The sequence below is a fragment of the Kitasatospora sp. NPDC004531 genome (genome assembly GCF_053602195.1).
Window position 1 is genome coordinate 31,105 of the sequence record NZ_JBSGDD010000020.1, and the last position, 20,397, is coordinate 51,501.

Sequence of the window (20,397 nt, forward strand, 5' to 3'; positions counted from 1 at the left end):
GGCGGGCGGCTGCGCCCAATCGGGCGACCGCCGGTGGCGTCGGGTTGACGGCGAGCCCCGTCCGACCTGCGGTTACGGGCTGCCGGGCCCGTCCCGAACGCCCCGGCCGCTGTCGCCCTCCCGGGTACCCGCTTCACGCGCTCCGGCCGCCCTGGCCGCCGTGGGCGCCCAGGCCGCTCAGGGCCTCGGCGGGGCGGCGCAGCGACAGCGAGGAGCGGGTGCACACCAGGCGGCCCTCCTGCGGGTAGGCGTGCCAGGTGCGCCAGTGCACCCGGCGGTCCTCGCAGTGCGCGACCAGGGCGGTGAAGGCGCTCGGGTCGCCGGGGAAGATCCCGGCCAGTGCCCGCGGGTGCCCCTCGACCAGGGCCAGCAGCTCCTGGGCGCGGGCCGCGAACACGTGCGGCGGCAGCTCCTCGATCCGGGCGGCGAACTCGTACTCCCAGCCGGCCACCTGTTCGGCGACCCGGGCCGGCAGCGGGGTGCGGCGGCCGGGCAGACAGGCCACCGTCTCCAGGCAGTCGCCCGGGCCGGCGGCCAGCACCACCTGGTGGGAGGCGCCCAGCAGCCGCAGCTGGAGGGTGCCGCCGAGGGCGCCGGTGCGGCCCGTCCCGTCGTCGAGTCCGATGTCGCGGACCGCCAGTGCGGGCAGCGGATCGCCGCCCAGTTGCCAGGCCAGGTCGCCGGCGCGGGTGTCCGTGTAGGAGGTCTGCAGGGTGGTGAGCATGCTCGGCTCCGCGTTTCAGCTCAGTACGCGCCGCTGCGGTTGGCGTCCACTCCTCAGCACGTGAGGGTGTTCGAGACTGTCCGATCCGGGGCGCGGCCGACCGTGGAAGGAAGAATTCCGTCCGGAGATTCAGCAGCAGAGAAGCACGAATTCTCCGGGTCCGTCAGGGATTTACCCATGTTTGGCACTCATTCACCGTTCTGAGGCCTGTGCCCGACTGGGTGTGATCGGTCCCGGGTTGCACATTGTCCGGTGAGCGCCCCTACGCCGGTGTCGTGCGCCGTGCACTCCTGGGGTGCGAGCGGCGCGATCGGCGTCGGGGCAGGCCGGAGGGGCCGGTGGCGCGGCCCGGCCACCGGCTACCCCGTCCGTCCGGTTCCTAACGGCCGCGCAGCCGTTCGACGGCCTCCCGCAGCACCGACTCCTGCTTGCAGAAGGCGAACCGGACCTGGCTGAGGCCGATCTCGGTGCGGTCGTAGAACACCGCGTTGGGGATGGCCACCACGCCGCAGCGGCCGGGCAGTTCGCGGCAGAACGCGATGCCGTCCCGCTCCCCGAGCGGGGTGATGTCGGTGGTGATGAAGTAGGTGCCCTGCGGCTCGAACACCTGGAAGCCCGCCTCGGCCAGGCCGTCCGCCAACAGGTCGCGCTTGCGCCGCAGTTCGGCGCGGAAGCCGTCGTAGTAGGCGTCGGGCAGGCGCAGCGCCTCGGCGACGGCGTACTGGAACGGGCCGGCCGAGACGTAGGTCAGGTACTGCTTGGCGGTGCGGACGGCGGCGACCAGTTCGGGGGCGGCGGTGACCCAGCCGACCTTCCAGCCGGTGAACGAGAAGGTCTTGCCGGCCGAGGAGATCGCGACGGTGCGCTCGCGCATGCCGGGCAGGGCGGCCAGGGGGTGGTGGGCGCCGCTGAACACCAGGTGCTCGTAGACCTCGTCGGTGATCACCAACAGGTCGCGTTCGACGGCCAGTTCGGCGATCGCGGCGAGTTCCTCGGGGGTCAGCACGGTGCCGGTCGGGTTGTGCGGAGTGTTGATCAGCAGCAGCCGGGTGCGCGGGGTGATCAGCGAGCGCAGCTCGTCCAGGTCCGGCCGGAAGTCGGGCTGCCGGAGCGTCAGCGGGACGCGGACCGCGCCGGCCATCGCGATGCAGGCCGCGTACGAGTCGTAGAACGGTTCGAAGGCGATCACCTCGTCGCCGGGCTCCAGCAGGGCGAGCAGGGCGGCGGCGATGGCCTCGGTGGCGCCGGCCGTGATCAGCACCTCGCGGTCCGGGTCGTACGTCAACCCGTAGAAGCGGTGCTGGTGTTCGGCGACGGCGGCGCGCAGCTCGGGGATGCCGGGCCCCGGCGGGTACTGGTTGCCGTGGCCTTCGCGCAGGGCTCGCACGGCCGCCTCGCGGACCTCCTCGGGCCCGTCGGTGTCCGGGAAGCCCTGCCCCAGGTTGATCGAGCCGGTGGCGGTGGCCAGGGCGGACATCTCCGCGAAGATCGTCGTCCCCATGCCCGCCAGCCGGCGGTTCAGCAGCGGCCTTGCACCCATTGCGGCTCCTCGCGAGTCGTGTTCGGCCGGTCCTCCGGCGGCCCCGGTCGCGGACGGACGGTCCGGACCGGCCGACCCGCGGTGGTTCCGATGGCGGAGCCGGGTCCGGGTCGGGTCGCGGGAGTGGGCGGCGCTCGGTCGGCTGACGCTACATCACTCGGATCGTCCGTCGCCGGGGGCTTCCCGCGGTCGCCGTTCACGCGCCCGCCGGCGGGATCCGTGCCGGGACGCCGGCCCGGTCCGCCGGCCGACGCGAGCACGGGCGCGCGGCCTCGCTGCTGTCCCGAACGGATCGTCGGTTCGCGAAGGCTGGTCTAGTCTGCCGCCAAAGGGGTGATCCTCGTCCGGGGATCCGCGGGCCGGGGGGAACCGGGCCCGTGTGGGGCTATCGGAAGTGAATCAATGGCGTCCGGAACAGTCGTGTCGTCGTCCGCCGTCCGGCCGTGCGGGGGAGAGGACGGGCCGCCGGCCGGGTGGCGCGGGATCACCTGGGCGCGGCTGCTGCCATGGGGTCTGGCCGCCGGGTTCTTCGTGTTCTACGCGCTGTTCTGCCTGCGCCGCCACGGGCTGCTCCTGACCACCGGGTACGACCTGGGGATATTCGAGCAGGCGGTGCGCGGCTACGCGCGCTTCGAGCTGCCCGTCACCCCGCTGAAGGGGGACGGGTTCAACCTGCTCGGCGACCACTTCTCGCCGATCCTGCTGACGCTGGTGCCGTTCTACCTGGTGTGGCCGGCCGCCGAGACGCTGCTGGTCGCGCAGGCCGCCCTGCTGGCGCTGGCGGTGGTGCCGCTCGCCCGTTGGGCGCAGCGGGAGTTGGGCCGGGCGGCGGCGGTCGCGGTGGCGCTCGGGTACGGGTTCTCCTGGGGCGTCGGGTCGACCATCGGGTTCGACTTCCACGAGGTGGCGTTCGCGGCGCCGCTGCTGGCGTTCTCGGTGGTGGCGCTGGGGGAGCGGCGCTGGGTGGCGGCGGCGGCCTGGGCGGCGCCGCTGTGCCTGGTGAAGGAGGACCTCGGGCTGACCGTCGCGGTGATCGGCGGCTGCATCGCCTGGCGCGGGTCGCGGCGGCTCGGGGTGGCGACGGCGCTGTTCGGGCTGCTGGCCACCGCGCTGGAACTGCTGGTGCTGCTGCCGGCCATGAGCCCCAGCCACTCCTACAACTACTGGGACAACCTGGAGAGCCGGCCGGGGGCCGAACCCGGCCTGCTGGAGCGGCTGTTGTCGGTGCCGGGGCATCTGGTGACGGCCACCGTGCAGGGGCAGTTGCTGTTCTTCCTGCTGGCTCCGACGCTGCTGCTGGCGCTGCGTTCGCCGCTGTTCCTGGTCGCCGTCCCGACGCTGGGCTGGCGGCTGCTCAGCCGCAACGAGATGTACTGGGGCACCACGTACCACTACAGCCTGGTGCTGATGCCGGTGGTCTTCGCGGCGTTCGTCGACGGCCTGGTCCGGCTGCGCGCCGCGCGGCCGCACTGGGGACGCCGGGCGACGGTGCCGCTGCTGTGCGGGAGCGTGGCGGTGACGGCGGCGTTCTTCCCGTTCTTCCCGATGGTGGAGGCGGCCGACGCGGGCTTCTGGCGCGGTTCCGCGCACGTGCGGACGGTGCGGTCGGTGCTGGCCGACATACCGTCCGGTGCGCGGGTGGCGGCCGGCAACCGGCTGGTGCCCCAACTGACCGGCCGCTGCACGGTGTTCGAGTTCGGCTGGCCGGCCGACTGGCGCACCGCGGAGTGGGTGGTGGTGGACACCCGCAACCCGATGGGCTGGCCGTTGAACGGGGCGCAGGAGGCGGAGCAGATCGCCAACCTGCGGGCGGAGGGCTTCCGGACGGTGCGGGAGGACGACGGGGTGCTGCTGCTGCGCGCGCCGTCGGCCGCCGAGCAGCGCGGGTAGCGCGGTCGGCGGCGACAGCGAAAGGGCCCGCCGGTGGGCGGGCCCTTCGGTGCGTGTGACGGGGGCTCAGGCCTCGTCGGCCTCGCCGTCGGCGCCCTTCTCGTCCTCGACCTGCTCCTGCAGGCCCAGGCGCTCGACCATCCACTGCTCGAAGCCGACCGCGGCCTGCGTCCAGTTGGCGGTGGTGCCGACGAAGTACTCCAGGTTGACGCCGTTGCCGACGATCATCTGGGATTCGCCGATCAGGCGGACCACGCCGTCCTCGTGGGTGTGGGTGTAGACCTTGGGCCACAGGGTCTCGCGGTTCCACTCGTCGATGAGGTCGAGGATCTCGCCCTTCTTGTCGAGCGGGAACGGGCGGTCGTAGAAGGCGCGGACCGCGAACAGCTCCTTGTGGTCGCCGCGGAACATGTAGTAGACGCGGAAGTTCTCCCAGGGGGCGGTGAGGTCGCCCTCCTCGTCCACCACGTGCTTGAGCTGCATCTGGTCGAGCAGCTGGGAGACCAGGTTCTGGTCCGGGACGATCACCGGCGGCGGCCCGGCCGGAGCGCCGCCGGGCTGTCCGCCCTGCGGCGGCTGCGGCAGGCCGAAGGACGGGATGGACGACGGGTCGATGCTCACGGGGGTGTCCCTTTCACGGTGCACAAGGTCGGCTGCCGATGGGGGGCCGCCTTCTCATGCCCCCCATCCTGCCTCATTCGGAGCCCGTGGCACAGAGCGACGAGGGTGTTCCTCCCTGGCCACGGCCGGTGTGCGCGGGCCGGCGGGCGGGGCCGTGCGGGGCCCCGCCCGCCGGGCGGTCCGTCAGGCCGCGCGGGTCACTTGACCAGCGAGGGCTTCGGGCCGACGCTCAGCCGGTCGTTCGCCTCGTCCCGGTCGACCAGCACGGTGTCGCCGTCGTGGACGCGGCCGGAGAGGATCTCCTTGGCGAGCTGGTCGCCGATCGCGGACTGCACCAGGCGGCGCAGCGGACGGGCGCCGTACGCCGGGTCGTAGCCGGTGCGCGAGAGCCAGTCGCGGGCGTCCGGGGTGACGTCCAGGGTGAGCCGGCGCTCGTGCAGGCGGCGGGCCAGGGCGCCGATCTGGAGGTCGACGATCCGGCTGAGCTCGGCGGTGCCCAGCGGGTCGAAGACCACGATGTCGTCGAGCCGGTTGAGGAACTCCGGCTTGAAGGCCTGCCGGACGGTCTCCAGCACCAGCTCCTTCTTGCGCTCCTCGGGGGTGGCCGGGTCGACCAGGAACGCGGAGCCGAGGTTGGAGGTGAGGATCAGGATGGTGTTGCGGAAATCGACGGTGCGGCCCTGGCCGTCGGTGAGGCGGCCGTCGTCGAGCACCTGGAGCAGGACGTCGAAGACCTCGGGGTGGGCCTTCTCCACCTCGTCCAGCAGCACCACGCTGTACGGGCGGCGGCGGACCGCCTCGGTGAGCTGGCCGCCCTCCTCGTAGCCGACGTACCCGGGAGGGGCGCCGACCAGGCGGGAGACGGAGTGCTTCTCGCCGTACTCGCTCATGTCGATCCGGACCATGGCCCGCTCGTCGTCGAACAGGAAGTCGGCGAGCGCCTTGGCGAGCTCGGTCTTGCCGACGCCGGTCGGGCCGAGGAACAGGAACGAGCCGGTGGGGCGGTCCGGGTCGGCGATGCCGGAGCGGGTGCGGCGCACCGCGTCGGACACCGCCTGGACGGCCTCCCGCTGGCCGATCAGGCGCTTGCCCAACTCGTCCTCCATGCGCAGGAGTTTGGCGCTCTCGCCCTCCAGCAGGCGGCCGGCCGGGATGCCCGTCCAGGAGGAGACCACGTCGGCCACGTCGTCCGGGCCGACCTGCTCCTTGACCATGGTGGTGTTCGGCTCGTCCGCCGCGCGGTCCTGGGCCTCCGTCAACTCGCGCTCGGCGGCCGGGATCTCGGCGTACATCAGCTTGGAGGCGCGCTCGAAGTCTCCGTCGCGCTGGGCGCGGTCCAGGGCGCCGCGCAGGTCGTCGAGGCGCTCCTTGAGCTCGCCGACCCGGTTCAGCGACTTCTTCTCCTGCTCCCAGCGGGCGTTGAGGGTGCTGAGCTGCTCCTGCTTGTCCGCCAGATCCCGGCGGAGCCGGCCGAGGCGCTCGACGGAGGCCGGGTCGGACTCCTTGTCGAGGGCGAGCTCCTCCATCCGCAGCCGGTCGACGGCGCGCTGGAGTTCGTCGATCTCGACCGGGGAGGAGTCGATCTCCATCCGCAGCCGGGACGCCGACTCGTCGACCAGGTCGATCGCCTTGTCGGGCAGGAAGCGGGAGGTGATGTACCGGTTGGACAGCGTGGCGGCGGCGACCAGCGCGGCGTCGGTGATCTCCACCTTGTGGTGCGCCTCGTAGCGGCCCTTGAGGCCGCGCAGGATGGCGATGGTGTCCTCGACGGTGGGCTCGCCGACCAGCACCTGCTGGAAGCGGCGCTCCAGGGCCGGGTCCTTCTCGATCCGCTCGCGGTACTCGTCCAGCGTGGTGGCGCCGACCATGCGCAGCTCGCCGCGGGCCAGCATCGGCTTGAGCATGTTGCCCGCGTCCATCGAGGAGTCGCCGCCGGCGCCCGCGCCGACCATGGTGTGCAGCTCGTCGATGAAGGTGATGACCTGGCCGTCGGAGTCCTTGATGTCGTTCAGGACCGCCTTGAGGCGCTCCTCGAACTCGCCGCGGAACTTGGCGCCGGCGACCATCGCCGCCAGGTCGAGCGCGACCAGCCGCTTGCCGCGCAGCGACTCCGGCACGTCTCCGGCGACGATGCGCTGGGCCAGGCCCTCGACCACGGCGGTCTTGCCGACGCCGGGCTCGCCGATCAGCACCGGGTTGTTCTTGGTGCGGCGGGAGAGCACCTGGACGACCCGGCGGATCTCCTGGTCGCGGCCGATCACCGGGTCGAGCTTGCCGTCCCGCGCGGCCTGGGTGAGGTCGGAGCCGTACTTCTCCAGCGCCTTGTAGGTGCCCTCCGGATCCGGCGAGGTGACCCGAGCGCTGCCCCGGACGTCCTTGAACGCCGCGAGCAGGGCCTTCGGGGTGGCGCCGTGCTGCTTGAGCAGCTCCGCCGCCTGGCCGCCCTCGGCGGCCAGGCCGACCAGCAGGTGCTCGGTGGAGACGTACTGGTCGTCCAGGTCGGTGGCGCGCTTGCCGGCCTCCTCCAGCACGGCCAGGGTGTCCCGGGCGAGCTGGGGAGCGGCCACCGTGGAGCCCTGGGCGGCGGGCAGCGCGGCGGCCTGCCGGCGGGCCTCGACGGCGATCGGCGCGGCGTCCGCCCCGACGGCCTGGAGCAGCGGGCGGGCCAGGCCCTCCGGCTGCTCCAGCAGGGCCAGCAGGATGTGCACCGGCTTGACGTCGGGGTTCCCCGCGGCGCCGGCCTGGCGGATGGCGGAGGACAGGGCCTCCTGCGTCTTGCTGGTGAACTTACTGGCGTCCACTGCGGGCATACCCCTCTCGTCTTCGGGACAACTCAAGTCTGCTGACTACAGCATGCACTAAGTTGAGTCTATTCCGCTCAACTTTTTTGGGAAGCCCGTCCGGGCGTCGGCCCCCGGGTCAGCCCGAGCAGCAGCCGGGCCGGCCCCGCCGGGCGCTGGCCGGCCGGCCAGACCGCGCGCAGCGGGCGCTGGAGGTCCAGCCCGGCCAGCGGGACGGCCACCAGCCGGCGGGTGGCCAGCTCCTCGGTGACCGCCAGTTCGCTCAGGCAGACCGGGCCCGCGCCGGTCATCGCGGCGGCCTTCAGCGCCGTCGAGGAGGCCAGCTCCAGCCGGGGCGCGGCCGCCCCGCCGTACGGCGCGAGCGCCTCCTCCAGCACCTCCCGGGTGCCGGAGCCGACCTCGCGCAGCACCAGCGGGGTGGCGGCCAGCTCGGGCCCGGTGACGGGGGCGCGGCGGCGGGCCCAGCGGTGCTCGGGGGAGACCACCAGCACCAGCCGGTCGGCGGCGACCACCGCGCCGGACAGGCCGGGCGGGGTGGAGGTGCCCTCGACGAAGCCGAGGTCGGCCTCGCCGGCCAGCACCCGGGCCGCGACGTCCGCCGAGTTCGCGGTGCGCAGCGTGACGGCGGTGCCCGGGCTGGCCTCGTTCAGGGCGAGCAGCCAGCCGGGCATCAGGTACTCGGCGACGGTCAGGCTGGCCACCACCCGCAGCCGGGCGTCCCGCCGTTCGCGCAGCGCGTCGATGCCGGCGTCCAGCGCCTGGGCGGCCTCCACCACCTGCCGGGCCCACTCGACCACCAGCCGGCCCGCCTCGGTGGGCCGCGAGCCGCGTGGGGAGCGCTCCAGCAGGGCCACCCCGATCTGCCGCTCCATCCCCTTGATCCGGGCGCTGGCGGCGGGCTGGCTGACGCCCAGCTCGGCCGCGGCCCGGCCGACGCTGCCCAGCCGGGCCACCGCGAGCAGCAGCTCCAGGGCGCCGAGTTCGGGGACGTGCGGGGAGAGAGCCATAGGCCCAGGCTATGTCCTCATAGCGGACGCCTCGCTACCGCCGTCCCGCCCGCCCGGTGAGGCTGGTGGCATGGCCACCCTCACCGTTTCGCGCACCAGCCCGCGCGCCCTCGACCTGTCCCGGCTCGGCCCCAACTGGTACGCCGTGGTGATGGGCACCGCGATCACCGGCAACGGCGCCGCCGCGCTGCCGATCGACCTGCCGGGCCGGCTCGTCCTCGCCCAGGCGGTGTGGACGCTGTCGCTGCTGCTGCTCGCCGTGCTCCTCGCGGCCCGCGCCGTGCACCTGGTGCGCCACCGCGAGCAGGCCCGCCGCACCTTGCTGGAGGAGCCCTCCGCCGCCGTGTTCTACGGCTGCCCGCCGATGGCGCTGCTGGCCGTCGGCTACGGCGCGCTGGCGGTCGGCGGCCCGGTGCTGGGCGAGCGGGCCGGCCTGGCGCTGGACGTGCTGCTGTGGAGCGCCGGGACGCTGTACGCGCTGGCGGTGGCCGCCGGGCTGCCGTACCTGATGATCACCCGGCACCGGCTGTCCGCGCTGGAGGCCAATCCGACCTGGCTGCTGCCGGTGGTCGCCCCGATGGTGGCCGCCGCGCTCGGCCCCGCGCTGGTGCCGCACCTGCCGGAGGGGGCGGCCCGGCAGGCGCTGCTGTACGGGTGCGTGGCGATGTTCGGGGCCAGTCTGCTGGCCACCCTGGTGCTGCTGCCGGTGGTGTTCGGCGGCCTGGTGCACAGCAAGCTGCCCGCGGTGGCGCTCACCCCGTCGCTGTTCCTGGTGCTCGGCCCGCTCGGCCAGTCCACCACCGCCGTCCACCAGTTCGCGGACGCGCTGCCCCTGGCGCTGCCCTCGGCCGGGGCGTCGGGCGCGGCGGTGGCCACCGCTCTGGCCGAGGTGTACGGCGTCGCGGTGATGGGCTTCGCGCTGCTCTGGCTGGCGGTGGCGCTGGCCGCCAACCTGCGGGCGCTGCGCGCCGGGATGCCGTTCGCGATGACCTGGTGGGCGTTCACCTTCCCGGTCGGCACGCTCGTCACCGGCTCGGCGGCGCTGGCCCGGCACACCGGGTTCGGCGGCTTCACGGTGCTGGGCGGCGCGCTGTGGCTGCTGCTGGGTGCCGCCTGGGCGGTGGCCTCGGCGCGCACCCTGGCGGGCCTGCGGGCCGGGCGGCTGCTGTAGCGGGGAGCGCCCGCGGCCCCGGCCGGTCGCGGATTCGGACCGGGAGATTCGGCTCCGGGCATTCCGGATCTGTGGATTCGGCAAAGATTCGTCGAATTCTCGCCCTCGGCAGTGACATTCCCGGGCATCGCGACGCTACCGCCCGGCCTCCTGCCGGAACCCGACGAATGCCTGGTCGGAGAGGGGGGCAATGCCGCGAAAACCCGGATTCCGCTCACTCGGGCGGACAGTTTGCTGCAGGTTCCTGCACTTGCGGGAACCTGCAGCCGGAGACCACTTGTTCGGAGTTCCCCGCGCTGTGAGGGTGTAGTCACGCCAAGTCGTTCCGGGCCGCCGCAGCCCGAGCAGGCGACTTGCTCTTCGCGTGGGGGCGACAGGTGCGTTCGTATCTGCGCAACGGGGGGAAGAGCGCCGGTCCCGAGGCCATGTGTGGTGATGGCCGAAGGACCGGATCGGTGAGGCGTTGCTGCTCCGCCTCACCGAAAGCGCCGTGACGCTTGGCGTAACACGAGCGGGTCCTCCGGGAGCCGGGTGCCCAGGCACCCGCCCCGGGGGACGCGCCCGTCCGCGGGGGCTCCCGCCGTCGAGCCGGACGACCCTGCTGAGATCATCGTCCGCAAGCGGAGACACACGGCAGGGGAGAGCTCGACGTGGCTGCGGACCACCCGATGTCCGACCCGGACGACACACTGCCCGACGAGGACGCCGCCCGGCTGTACCTGGCCATCCTGGCCGCCGGCGGCCGCGTCTCGCTCGACGACCCGGCGCTGCCCGACTCCGACTTCGAGCCGGAACGCCAACGCGCCCTGCTGGACCAGCTGGTGGCCTTCGGACTGGTGCTGCCCAACCGCATCGACGGCTGCTTCGTCGCGGTCAGCCCGCGCGCCGTCGCCGAACGCCTCGGCGCCGACCTGCGCGCCCAGGCCACCCGGCTGCTGCTCGACGCCGACCGGCTGCCCGCCGCCCTCGACCCGCTCGCCCGCGCCTACGACGCCGTCCCCCGGCCGGCCGACCGGGCCCGGCAGGCGGTCTACGTGGACGGCCAGGAGAGCATCCGGCTGCGGATCGCCCAGCTGGTCTCCGACTGCCGGCTCGAACTGCTCAGCGCCCAGCCCGGCCTGCGGCCGCCCGGCGTCCTCGAACTCGCCCACACCCAGGACCAGTTGATGCTGCGCCGGGGCGGCACCATGCGCACCCTCTACCAGCCGGTGGCGCTCACCGAGGACAGCGCCGTCCGGCACGCCACCGCGATGGCCGAACAGGGCGCCCAACTGCGCGTCCTGGACGAGCCGTTCCTGCGCATGATCGTCATCGACCGGCGGGTCGCGGTGATCCCCGCCGCCGACGACCACAGCCGCGCCGCCTTCGTCGAGGACCCCGCCGCCATCGCCTACCTGGTGGCCGGGTTCGAACGCGACTGGGCCCGCGCCGACCAGGTCCACTGGCACAGCCTGGACGGCCGCACCCTCACCCGCACCGTCACCCACCGGGTCGGCCGGCTGCTCGCCCTGGGCCTCACCCAGCGCGCCGTCGCCACCCGCCTCGGCCTGTCCGAGCGCACCGTCGCCGGCCACATCTCCCGGCTGCGCGAGCTGCACAACGCCCAAACCCTGTTCCAGCTCGGCTGGTTGATGCGAGGCGGCGGACGTGGCTGAACCCGTGCCCGCGCCCGCCGTCGCCCCCGCCGCCGTGCTCGCGTCCGTGCCGGTGGGCGAGCAGGCCGGGCGCCTGTACCTGGAGATCCTCGAAGCCGGCGGCCGGATCGCCGCCGACCGCGTCGCCGACCCGTGCCGGCCCGCGCTCGCCGAACTGCTCCGCACCGGCCTGCTGATCCCCGACGGCCCGGACGACGCCTACCTGGCCGTCGACCCGCGCTTCGTCGCGGAGAGCCTCGGCACCGCGATGAACACCGAGGCCGCCCGCCTGCTCAACCGCGCCGAATGCCTGCCCGGCCGCCTCGAACCGCTGATCACCGCGTACGAGAGCGTCTCCAGCCCGATCGAACCCGCCAGCTGCGACGTCCAGGTGATCGGCCGCGAGCACATCCGCCGGCGGATCGCCCAACTCGCCTCCGACTGCTGCGAGGAGGCCCTCACCGCCCAGCCCGGGGACCCCACCCCCGCGGTCCTGGAGAGCTCGCTCCAGCAGGAACTGCTGGTGCTGCGGCGCGGCTGCCGGATCCGCAGCCTGTACCGGCCCGGCGTGTTCGTCGACCCCGCCGCGATCCGCTACGCCGCCGCCTTCACCGCCGCCGGCGGCGAGATCCGGCTGCTCGACGAGCCCTTCCAGCGGGCCCTGGTCTTCGACCGCCGCTCCGCCGTGGTCGCCGCCGGCGAGGAGCACAGCCGGGCCGCGCTGATCCTCGACCCCGCCACCGTCGCGATGATCGCGGGCGGCTTCGAACGCGACTGGGCCCGCGCCGAACGCGTCCGCTGGGACCTCCTCCAGCACACCGCCCCCACCCGCACCGCCGCCGACCGGGTCGCCCGCCTGCTCGCCCAGGGCCTCACCCAGCGCGCCGTCGCCGCCCGCCTCGGCCTGTCCGAGCGCACCGTCGCCGGCCACATCTCCCGGCTGCGCGAGCAGTACGGCGCGGACACCCTCTTCCAGCTCGGCTGGCTGATGCGCGGAGGCGAGGACCGTGGCTGACCCCGTCGCCGTCCCCCCGACCGAGTCCGAGCGGGCGCTCTACCTCGCCGTCCTGCGGGCCGGCCGGGTCTCGCTGCGCGAGGTGATGGAGCAGGACGCGGCGGCGGCCGCGCGGCTGCTGGAGCTCGGGCTGCTGGAGCACTACCAGGTGGGCGGCTGGGTGGGAGCCGTCAATCCGCGCACGATCGGGCGCCGGCTCGGCGACACCCTGCGGGAGCACGCCGTCGGGCTGCTCGCCGGGGCCGACCGGGTCACGACGGGCTTCGACGAGCTGGCCGAGTCCTACGACAGCGCGCAGCGGCGCGGCGAACCCGGCGGCGGCATCGCCCACCTGACCGACCGTGAGCAGATCCAGAACCGCCTGCTGGCGGTCGAGGCCGAGTACCGGGAGGAGGGCCTGGCCGCCCAACCCGGGGTCCGGCCACCGGAGTTCCTGGACGACGACTCCCGGCTGCGCAAGGCGCTGGCCCGCGGAGTCACCGCCCGCGTCCTCTACCAGCCGATCTCCCGACACACCCCGCACACCGTCGCCTACTGCGCCGCGGCCACCGACTGGGGCGTGCGGGTGCGGGTCCTGGACGAGCCGTTCGTCAGGATGCTGATCTTCGACCGCCGGGTCGCGGTCATCTCGGCGGCCGCCGACCACGGCGCCGCCGCCTTCGTCGAGGACCCCGTGGTGGTCGAGCACCTGGTCGGCGTCTTCCGGCGCGACTTCGCCCGCGCCGAACGCGTCCCCTGGCGCGACCTGGCCGGCCGGCAGCTCCCCGAAACCCCGCGCCGTATCGCCGAGTTGCTCGCCGCCGGCCTCACCCAGCGCGCCGTCGCCTCCCGCCTGGCCCTGTCCGAGCGCACCGTCGCCGCCCACATCGCCCGCCTGCGCGAGCACTACGACGCCGAGACCCTCTTCCAACTCGGCCGCCTGATGCGGGACGGCACCCGATGACCGCCGTGCCGAGCGAACGCGACAAGGCGCTCTACCTCGACGTGCTGCGGGCCGGCCGGGTCTCGATGCGGGAACTGACGGAGCAGGACCCGGCGGCGACCGCCCGGCTCCTCGAACACGGCCTGCTCGTCCAGTACGTGCCGCAGGGGTGGGTCGCCGCCGTCGATCCGCGGGTGGTCGCGGCCCGGGCCGGCGCCGCCCACCGGGCCGCCGCCGCCGACCTGCTGGCCCGCGCCGACCGTGCCGCGCGCGCCCTCGACGACCTCGCCGAGTCCTTCGACACCGCCCGGCGCCGCTCCGCGACGCCCCCGGAGATCGCCCACGTCCACGGCCTGGAGCAGATCCAGCACCGGCTGCTCGCCGTCGAGGCCGACTTCCACGAGGAGGTCCTCGCCGCCCAGCCGGGCCACCGGCCCGCCGAAGCCCTCGGCCACCGGATGCGCCAGGCCATCGAGCGCGGAGTCACCGCCGACGTCCTCTACCAGCCGATCAGCCGCCGGACCCCGCACACCGTCGCCTACGCGGCCACCGCCACCGGCTGGGGCATGCGCCTGCGCGTCCTGGACGAGCCGTTCGCCCGCATGATGATCTTCGACCGGAAGACCGCGATCATCTCCGCGTCCGCCGACAACCGCACCGCCGCCTTCATCGAGGACCGGGCCGTGGTCGCCCACCTGGTCACCGTCTTCCAGCGCGACTTCGCCCGCGCCGAACGCGTCCCCTGGCAGGCGCTGGACGGCGGCCGCCTCCCCGAGCCGCTGCGCCGGGTCGGAGAGCTGCTGGCCGAGGGACTGACCCAGCGCGCCATCGCCTCCCGGCTCGGCGTCGGCGAGCGGACGGTGGCCGCCCACATCTCGCGCCTGCGCGAGCACTACGGCGCGCAGACGCTGTTCCAGCTCGGCCGCCTGATGCGGGACGGTGCGCGTGACTGACCGGCTGCCGAACGAGGACGAGCGGGCGCTGTACCGCCAGGTGCTGGAGCAGGGCGGCCGGGTGATGTTCGGCGAGGCGATGCAGCAGAACGCCGCCGCCACCCTCCGGCTGGTCGAACTCGGCCTGCTGATCCACCACGACGTCGACCAGTCGCTGAGCGCCGTCAACCCGCGTTCGGTGGCCGACCGGCTGAGCGCCGACCTGCGCGAGGACGCCATCCGCAAACTGACGGACTCGCAGCGCGCCCCGGCCCGGTTGGAGGAGCTGGTGCACGCCTACGACCAAGCCCCGCGCAGGCCCGACCGGGCCTATGCCGTCGAGCGGGTGGCCGACCGCCGGCAGATCCGGCACCGGATCTTCCAGATCGAGTCCGAGATGCACGAGGAGACGCTCGCCGCCCAACCCGGCGGTGCCCGCCCGATCGGGCAGATGCGGCAGGCCCTGACCCGCTCGCTGGACTTCCTGGAGCGCGGCGTCGGCATGCGCACCCTCTACCAGCCGGGCGCGCTCGCCGACCCGCCCACCGTCGACTACGCCGCCACGGTCGTCGCCGCCGGCGAGCGGATCCGCGTACTGGACGAGCCGTTCCGGAAAATGCTGATCTTCGACCGGCGGATCGCGATCATCAGCGCCTCCCCGGACGACAACCAGGCCGCGTTCATCGAGGACCCGGCCGTCCTGGCCACCCTGATCGACCTGTTCGAACGCGACTGGATGCGCGCCGCCCGGATCGACTGGCCTGCCCTGGCCGGCCGCCCGCGCGACACCGGCGTCCCGAAGGAACTCGGCGCACTGCTCGCCCAGGGCCTCACCCAGCGCGCCATCGCCTCCCGACTGGGCCTGTCGGAGCGCACGGTGGCCGCCCACATCGCCCGGCTGCGCGACCTCTACGATGCGGAGACCCTGTTCCAGCTCGGCTGGCAGCTGCGCGGAGCGCCACGATGACCGATCGGAACCGACCGCCCGGGCACCGCTCCGGCGCGGCCCGGAAGGAGTGGAACCCATGAGCGAGTCGAACGGAGCCGCCCTGCCGACCGAGCCCGAACGGCGGCTCTACCAGCAGATCCTGGACCAGGGCGGACGGGTGGCCTTCCGCGAGGCGGTCGAGCAGGACCCGGCCGGCGTGCTGCGGCTGATGGAGCTCGGGCTGCTGGTGCACGACGCGGCCGAGCAGTCGCTGACCGCCGTCAACCCGCGCCTGGTCGGCGACCGGATCAGCGCCGAACTCCGCGCCGAGGGCACCCGGATGCTGCTGCGCGCCGAGGAGATGCCGACCCTGCTGGAGGACCTCACCCACGCCTACGACGCCACCCCGCGCCGCGCCGACCGCTCCAGCGTGGTGCAGCACATCGACCGCACCGACCGGATCCGGGAGCGCGTACGGGAGTTGGAGAGCGGCGCGGCCGAGGAGGTGCTCGCCCTGCAGCCCGGCGGGGTGGCGCCGGGCGACCTGCAGGCCGACTCGCTGGAACGCGTCCGCTGCTTCCTGACCGGCGGCGCGGTGCTGCACACCGTCTACGAGCCGTCCGCGCTGCTGGACGAGGCCACCGTGCGCTGGGCGGAGGCCGTCACCGGCTGGGGCGGCCGGTTCCGCACGCTGAGCGAGCCGTTCAGCCGGATGACGATCTTCGACCGCCGGATCGCCGTCGTCCCGGCCTCGGCCGACAACTCCAGCGCGGCGGTGGTGGAGGACCCGGCGGTGGTCTCGTTCCTGGTCGCCGCCTTCGAACGGGACTGGGAGCGTGCCGAACGGGTCCGCTGGCGGTCGGCCGACCGCGAGGGCGAGAGCGTCGTCCCGGTCCACGAGCAGGTCGGCCGACTGCTCGCCCAGGGCCTCACCCAGCGGTGCATCGCCTCCCGCCTGAGCCTGTCGGAACGGACCGTGGCCGGCCACATCTCCCGCCTGCGCGAACTGCACGACGCGGAGACGCTGTTCCAACTCGGCTGGCAGATGCGGGCGTCCGAAGCGCCCGCGGCCGACTGACCCGGCGTCAGCCGGTGGCGATCTCCGGCGACCAGAAGCCGAACGCGCTGGGCTCGCGGCGGGTGCGCGGGAACTGCTCGCCCGGCGCGGTCCAGAAGCCGCTGCGCAGCGACAGCGCCATGCCCGCCCAGTCCAGCGCGGTCTCCACGGTGTGGTGCAGCGCCTCCTGCGACCAGGTGTCGTCGAAGACCAGTGGCAGCACGGGGGAGACCTGCTCGATGGTGGCGATCAGCGGGTTGTGCGTGATCGCCTCGTCGACCAGCATCACGATCGGCTTGCGCAGCGCCGAGGCCCAGCCCAGCTCCAGGCTGACGCCGGCCGACAGCGGGGCGCCGACGTACGCGAACACCAGGTCGGCGCTCTGCATCGCCCGGAAGTCGGAGGGCACCCGCTGCTCCGGCGCCTTCCCGGCCACCGTCCAGGCGTCGCTGTGGTGAGCGCTGTACACCGCGGCCCCGCTGCGCAGCAGCGTGCTCCGCAGGGTGGTCAGCCTGGTGCGGCTGGCCAGCGTCACCACGCTGTCCGCCGGCCCGGTGAGCCGCATCAGGGGCGCGGCGAGGAAGACCCGTGCGCGCCGCCCTTCGCTGCTCGCGGACGTCTGGTGCTGCAGTTCGGACTCTCTCATCTGTCAGCTCCGGGGACAGGCCGTCCGGATGATCGAGTGCCGGCGGCGGTGTGGTCAGTGGCTGCTCAAGCTGAAGGCTTGGGGTGATTGTTGAACTGGAAATTGATGGTGCATTGGCAAGTGTGGTCGGCTTGCCGGCCCATTGAGAGCGAACTGATCGTCCATCGTGACCTGCGGTTGCGTCCAGGGTTGTCCGGTGGCATGTGGCTGCCTGGCAGCGAGATGACGCACCGGGTCAGCCTGGCCCCTTGGCGGAGTTGAGCGAACTGCGGCACTATTGGTGCCGATTGAGCCTTGAATTCGGTTCAACGACAAGAACGGGGACAGGGGAGGTTGCATGTCTCGCATGAGGCGTTTTGTCCGGAAGACACTGATTCCGCTGGCAGTTGGTGCGGCGGTTCTGGCCGGTGTCGCGCTCAGCGGTTCCAACACGGGAACGGCGACGGAAAACGGCGCCGTCGCGAAGGCGTCCACGGCGGCTTCCGCTCTGGACATCGGCTGGGCCTGAGTCAAGCGGTGCGCTTGTGGCGTCCCGGACAGGGGACCGAGTCCGGCGGCCGATAGGGCCGGACGGATGCCGGGATGACCACGAGGCCGGGGATACTCCCGGTCACTCGCCCGGGGGCTGGGAGGCGGCCGACGCCTGGGCGAGTACGTAACCGAGCTGGAAGAGGGAGTCGACGTTGTAGTCCTCCCGCATTTCCGCGATATGACGGGCCAGCGTCCGTTCGCTGATGCCGAGCCGTCGCGCTATGACGCGGTGGTTCGTACCCGCCAGCAGCAGGTCGATGATGGTCTGGCGCAGCCGTGACACCACCTGTTGGGGTACGGCGCGATCGCCGTCGAAGGTGAGCGCCCGGTTCCAACTCGGTTCGAAAACGGCGTCCGTGAGGTAGGCGGCGATGGCCGGTTCGTGGATGAACGCCGCCAGGCCCATGTCGTCGCCCACCGGAATGACGGCGAGGCGGCGGTCGAGCACGATCAGCCGACCGTACGGTTCGTCGAGCGTGCGGTACTGCCCGCCGGCCTTGGTCAGCTTGGCGACGTAATCGCGAGTGGGCTGATGGTAGCGGGTGCTCGCGTGATAGATGGTGCGCATCGTGGTGCCGCGGTTCAGGCTGGCGAGATCACGCTCGAAGGTGGCATCCAGCAATTCCGGCGGGCGGGGGCCGCCGGGCTGGAGAGCGAGCGCTTCCTTCATTCCGGAATCGACGTACTGCTGGATCTTCTGATTGATGAGCACCTTCCCGCGGACGTACTCGATCGAGCCGCCGGGGTCGGCGGGCGAGTGGTACGCCTGGAAAAGGTCGTGGAATTCGGTCGGCAGGGAAATCGTCCGGGAGAGCAGGTCCAAAGCCTGTCGTTGCCAGGTATTTGCCAAACCGGCGGCGAGCTGGGTCGGGTCGACTGCGATCAGATGTCCGGCCTCGGTGGTGTCCGGAACCAGCAGTCCGAGTCCGACGAGTTCGGCCAATGCCGCGGCTTCCACCGGGTCGGCGGTCGATTGCGGGTGCTGCCCGCCGGCCCGGACCACCTTCAGGTACAGGTCACGGGCGTCCGCGGTCAGGACCGTGGTCGTCCCCGCCGCCACGGAGCCGAATGGAGCCTTTCCACTCATTTGCGGCTCCTCGCCGTCGCTTCGATCACACCGGGGATCCTCCTGGTCAGGATTCCAGGCGGCAAGTCTTTTGTCGAAGAGCTGGAGGGGCAGCCCGGTCCGACCCTCCGGATTCGACCCAGGGGAACTCTCTCACGGAACCGCGAACCGCCGGCACCCCTTGTCGGACCGGGGTGCCGGCGGTCGGAGACCGGAGGGTCGGCTTCAGCGCTTGGGGCGCCAGACCACCAGGGCGCTGGACTGCTGGACCTGCTGGTAGGGCACCAGGTCGCGGCGGTAGGAGGCGTGCACGGCGGCCTCCCGCTGCTGGAGCGTGGCGGCGGCGCCCTCCAGGGCGTCGACCAGTTCGGAGACCCGGGACTGCAGCGCGGCGACCTGGTTCTCCAGTTCGATGATCCGCTTGATTCCGGCCAGATTGATGCCCTCGTCCTGGGACAGCCGCTGCACCTCGCGCAGCTGCTGGATGTCCCGCGCGGAGTACCGGCGGCCGCGCCCGGCCGTCCGGTCCGGGCAGACCAGGCCGAGCCGGTCGTACTGGCGCAGCGTCTGCGGGTGCAGACCGGAGAGCTCGGCGGCGACCGAGATGACGTAGACCGGGGTGTCCTCGGTCAGGACGTAGCTCGGCGGGCCGGCGGGACGGGCGCGGCCGCCGCCGGGCAGGCCCTCGCCGATGCCGGCGCCGATCCGTCCGTCGTTGTGGTGCGGGCTGTCCGGGTGGGGACTCATCGGGATCTCACGCTCCCTCCGCCGCCTTGAACAGGGCGGCTCGCGGGTCGTCCGAGGCGGTGGCCTCGCGATACTGCTCCAGTGCGCTCAGTGCGTCGCCGGTGACGACTTTGGGCACGGCGACCTCGACGGTGACCAGCAGGTCGCCGCGGGTGCCGTCCTTGCGGGTGGCGCCCTTGCCGCGGGCCCGCATGGTCAGCCCGTTGGAGCTGCCCGGGGGTAGCTTGAGCTTCACGGCCGGTCCGTTCAGGGTCGGCACCTCGATGGTGCCGCCGAGCGCGGCCTCGGGGAAGCTGACCGGCACCGTCACGGTGAGGTTGTCACCCTTGCGTCCGAACACCGGGTGCGGGTCGACGTGCACGGTGACGTAGAGGTCGCCGGGCTGGCCGCCGCGCTCGCCCTGGGCGCCCTTGCCCTTGAGCCGAATGCGCTGGCTGTCCTGCACGCCCGCCGGGATGCGAACCTGCATGGTGCGGGCCGAGGCGGCCCGGCCGCTGCCGTGGCAGACGGTGCACGGGTCGTCGACGATCATGCCGCGGCCCTTGCAGTCCCGGCACGGCTCGGACAGCGCGAACGCGCCCTGGCCGCGGCTGACGGTGCCCGCGCCGACGCAGGTCGGGCAGACCCGGGGGGTGGTGCCGGTCTTCGCGCCGGTGCCGGCGCAGGCCCGGCAGGCGGCCTGGGAGGTCATCCGCAGCGGCACCGTCGCGCCGTCCACGGCCTCCTCGAAGTTCAGGGTGACCTCGGTCTCGACGTCCGCCCCGCGGCGCGGCTGCGCGGTCTGCCGGCCGCCGCGGTTGAACAGGCCGCCGAACACGTCGCCGAGCCCGCCGCCGCCGGCGCCGCCCGCTCCGCCGCTGAACAGGTCGCCGAAGTCGAAGCCGCCGGCCCCGCCCGGCCCGCCGGCCCGGAAGCCGCCGCCGGCGAACAGCGAGCGCGCCTCGTCGTACTCCTTGCGGCGCTTCTCGTCCGAGAGCACGTCGTACGCCTCGGAGATGTCCTTGAACCGCTCCTCGGCCTTGGCGTCACCCTTGTTGGCGTCCGGATGGAACTCGCGCGCCAGCTTGCGGTACGTCTTCTTGATCTCGGCGGCGGTGGCGTCCTTGGGCACGCCGAGGACCTTGTAGTAGTCCTTCTCCACGTAGTCCTTAGCGCTCATGGCCTT

The 20,397-nt window shown here is 73.2% G+C and carries 18 protein-coding genes; 9 read left to right on the forward strand and 9 right to left on the reverse strand.

Features of this window, described 5'->3' with window-relative positions:
• Nucleotides 1–133: 133 nt before the first annotated feature.
• Together ACWEMJ_RS11755 and ACWEMJ_RS11760 are read right to left on the reverse strand one after the other, a co-directional pair.
• Complete coding sequence (locus tag ACWEMJ_RS11755; protein ID WP_452136835.1) at nucleotides 134–724, reverse strand: DUF2617 family protein; 591 nt, start codon at nucleotides 722–724, stop codon at nucleotides 134–136.
• Nucleotides 725–1,103: 379 nt separating this feature from the next.
• A complete protein-coding gene (locus tag ACWEMJ_RS11760; protein ID WP_452136836.1) occupies nucleotides 1,104–2,264 on the reverse strand; it encodes a pyridoxal phosphate-dependent aminotransferase in 1,161 nt (386 codons plus the stop codon).
• Nucleotides 2,265–2,684: 420 nt separating this feature from the next.
• Here ACWEMJ_RS11760 and ACWEMJ_RS11765 point away from each other — a divergent pair, with 420 nt between their 5' ends.
• The gene (locus ACWEMJ_RS11765; protein WP_452136837.1) at nucleotides 2,685–4,154 is read left to right on the forward strand and encodes a DUF2079 domain-containing protein; all 1,470 of its coding nucleotides are present in this window, start codon (nucleotides 2,685–2,687) and stop codon (nucleotides 4,152–4,154) included.
• A gap of 66 nt (nucleotides 4,155–4,220) precedes the next feature.
• Here ACWEMJ_RS11765 and ACWEMJ_RS11770 read toward each other — a convergent pair whose 3' ends face one another.
• From ACWEMJ_RS11770 to ACWEMJ_RS11780, 3 genes are all read right to left on the reverse strand, one after another.
• Nucleotides 4,221–4,775 carry a YbjN domain-containing protein gene (locus ACWEMJ_RS11770; RefSeq protein ID WP_452136838.1) on the reverse strand — a complete coding sequence of 185 codons (555 nt, stop codon included), beginning with the start codon at nucleotides 4,773–4,775 and terminating at the stop codon, nucleotides 4,221–4,223.
• A gap of 197 nt (nucleotides 4,776–4,972) precedes the next feature.
• Nucleotides 4,973–7,576: an ATP-dependent chaperone ClpB gene (gene clpB, locus ACWEMJ_RS11775; RefSeq protein WP_452136839.1), complete on the reverse strand. Its 2,604-nt coding sequence runs from the start codon at nucleotides 7,574–7,576 to the stop codon at nucleotides 4,973–4,975.
• A 77-nt stretch (nucleotides 7,577–7,653) separates the two neighbouring features.
• Nucleotides 7,654–8,583, reverse strand: a complete 930-nt coding sequence (locus ACWEMJ_RS11780) for a LysR family transcriptional regulator (RefSeq protein WP_452136840.1) — start codon at nucleotides 8,581–8,583, stop codon at nucleotides 7,654–7,656.
• A gap of 70 nt (nucleotides 8,584–8,653) precedes the next feature.
• On the opposite strand from ACWEMJ_RS11780, the gene ACWEMJ_RS11785 reads away from it, so the two are divergent.
• From ACWEMJ_RS11785 to ACWEMJ_RS11815, 7 genes are all read left to right on the forward strand, one after another.
• Entirely contained in the window at nucleotides 8,654–9,754 is a 1,101-nt protein-coding gene (locus ACWEMJ_RS11785; protein ID WP_452136841.1) for an SLAC1 family transporter, read from the forward strand.
• Between the two features lie 650 nt (nucleotides 9,755–10,404).
• Nucleotides 10,405–11,409, forward strand: a complete 1,005-nt coding sequence (locus ACWEMJ_RS11790) for a LuxR C-terminal-related transcriptional regulator (protein ID WP_452136842.1) — start codon at nucleotides 10,405–10,407, stop codon at nucleotides 11,407–11,409.
• Nucleotides 11,402–12,403, forward strand: coding sequence for a helix-turn-helix domain-containing protein (locus ACWEMJ_RS11795; protein WP_452136843.1), 1,002 nt, complete (start codon nucleotides 11,402–11,404; stop codon nucleotides 12,401–12,403). The genes ACWEMJ_RS11790 and ACWEMJ_RS11795 overlap by 8 nt, the downstream gene beginning before the upstream one ends.
• The gene (locus ACWEMJ_RS11800) at nucleotides 12,396–13,346 is read left to right on the forward strand and encodes a LuxR C-terminal-related transcriptional regulator (protein WP_452136844.1); all 951 of its coding nucleotides are present in this window, start codon (nucleotides 12,396–12,398) and stop codon (nucleotides 13,344–13,346) included. Before ACWEMJ_RS11795 ends, ACWEMJ_RS11800 begins: the two co-directional genes overlap by 8 nt.
• A complete protein-coding gene (locus tag ACWEMJ_RS11805) occupies nucleotides 13,343–14,278 on the forward strand; it encodes a LuxR C-terminal-related transcriptional regulator (protein WP_452136845.1) in 936 nt (311 codons plus the stop codon). The genes ACWEMJ_RS11800 and ACWEMJ_RS11805 overlap by 4 nt, the downstream gene beginning before the upstream one ends.
• The gene (locus ACWEMJ_RS11810) at nucleotides 14,271–15,224 is read left to right on the forward strand and encodes a LuxR C-terminal-related transcriptional regulator (protein ID WP_452136846.1); all 954 of its coding nucleotides are present in this window, start codon (nucleotides 14,271–14,273) and stop codon (nucleotides 15,222–15,224) included. The genes ACWEMJ_RS11805 and ACWEMJ_RS11810 overlap by 8 nt, the downstream gene beginning before the upstream one ends.
• A 58-nt stretch (nucleotides 15,225–15,282) precedes the next feature.
• A complete protein-coding gene (locus ACWEMJ_RS11815; protein WP_452136847.1) occupies nucleotides 15,283–16,263 on the forward strand; it encodes a LuxR C-terminal-related transcriptional regulator in 981 nt (326 codons plus the stop codon).
• A gap of 7 nt (nucleotides 16,264–16,270) precedes the next feature.
• Here the strand turns inward: ACWEMJ_RS11815 and ACWEMJ_RS11820 are convergent, their stop codons facing one another.
• On the reverse strand, nucleotides 16,271–16,888 hold the full coding sequence (locus ACWEMJ_RS11820; protein ID WP_452136848.1) for a hypothetical protein: 618 nt from the start codon (nucleotides 16,886–16,888) through the stop codon (nucleotides 16,271–16,273).
• A gap of 346 nt (nucleotides 16,889–17,234) precedes the next feature.
• Here ACWEMJ_RS11820 and ACWEMJ_RS11825 point away from each other — a divergent pair, with 346 nt between their 5' ends.
• Complete coding sequence (locus ACWEMJ_RS11825) at nucleotides 17,235–17,396, forward strand: hypothetical protein (protein ID WP_452136849.1); 162 nt, start codon at nucleotides 17,235–17,237, stop codon at nucleotides 17,394–17,396.
• Nucleotides 17,397–17,498: 102 nt separating this feature from the next.
• Here ACWEMJ_RS11825 and ACWEMJ_RS11830 read toward each other — a convergent pair whose 3' ends face one another.
• From ACWEMJ_RS11830 to dnaJ, 3 genes are all read right to left on the reverse strand, one after another.
• Nucleotides 17,499–18,506, reverse strand: coding sequence for a helix-turn-helix domain-containing protein (locus ACWEMJ_RS11830; RefSeq protein WP_452136850.1), 1,008 nt, complete (start codon nucleotides 18,504–18,506; stop codon nucleotides 17,499–17,501).
• 204 nt (nucleotides 18,507–18,710) lie between these two features.
• Complete coding sequence (locus ACWEMJ_RS11835) at nucleotides 18,711–19,232, reverse strand: heat shock protein transcriptional repressor HspR (protein ID WP_452136851.1); 522 nt, start codon at nucleotides 19,230–19,232, stop codon at nucleotides 18,711–18,713.
• 7 nt (nucleotides 19,233–19,239) lie between these two features.
• Nucleotides 19,240–20,391, reverse strand: coding sequence for a molecular chaperone DnaJ (gene dnaJ / locus ACWEMJ_RS11840; RefSeq protein WP_452136852.1), 1,152 nt, complete (start codon nucleotides 20,389–20,391; stop codon nucleotides 19,240–19,242).
• Nucleotides 20,392–20,397: the final 6 nt, after the last annotated feature.

Coding starts and splice junctions, on each gene's coding strand:
- ACWEMJ_RS11755 (WP_452136835.1), bottom strand. CDS start 724: ATGCTCACCACCCTGCAGACCTCCTACACGGACACCCGCGCCGGCGAC.
- ACWEMJ_RS11780 (WP_452136840.1), bottom strand. CDS start 8,583: ATGGCTCTCTCCCCGCACGTCCCCGAACTCGGCGCCCTGGAGCTGCTG.
- ACWEMJ_RS11785 (WP_452136841.1), top strand. CDS start 8,654: ATGGCCACCCTCACCGTTTCGCGCACCAGCCCGCGCGCCCTCGACCTG.
- ACWEMJ_RS11820 (WP_452136848.1), bottom strand. CDS start 16,888: ATGAGAGAGTCCGAACTGCAGCACCAGACGTCCGCGAGCAGCGAAGGG.
- ACWEMJ_RS11835 (WP_452136851.1), bottom strand. CDS start 19,232: ATGAGTCCCCACCCGGACAGCCCGCACCACAACGACGGACGGATCGGC.
- ACWEMJ_RS11805 (WP_452136845.1), top strand. CDS start 13,343: ATGACCGCCGTGCCGAGCGAACGCGACAAGGCGCTCTACCTCGACGTG.
- ACWEMJ_RS11825 (WP_452136849.1), top strand. CDS start 17,235: ATGAGGCGTTTTGTCCGGAAGACACTGATTCCGCTGGCAGTTGGTGCG.
- dnaJ (WP_452136852.1), bottom strand. CDS start 20,391: ATGAGCGCTAAGGACTACGTGGAGAAGGACTACTACAAGGTCCTCGGC.
- ACWEMJ_RS11815 (WP_452136847.1), top strand. CDS start 15,283: ATGAGCGAGTCGAACGGAGCCGCCCTGCCGACCGAGCCCGAACGGCGG.
- ACWEMJ_RS11760 (WP_452136836.1), bottom strand. CDS start 2,264: ATGGGTGCAAGGCCGCTGCTGAACCGCCGGCTGGCGGGCATGGGGACG.
- ACWEMJ_RS11830 (WP_452136850.1), bottom strand. CDS start 18,506: ATGAGTGGAAAGGCTCCATTCGGCTCCGTGGCGGCGGGGACGACCACG.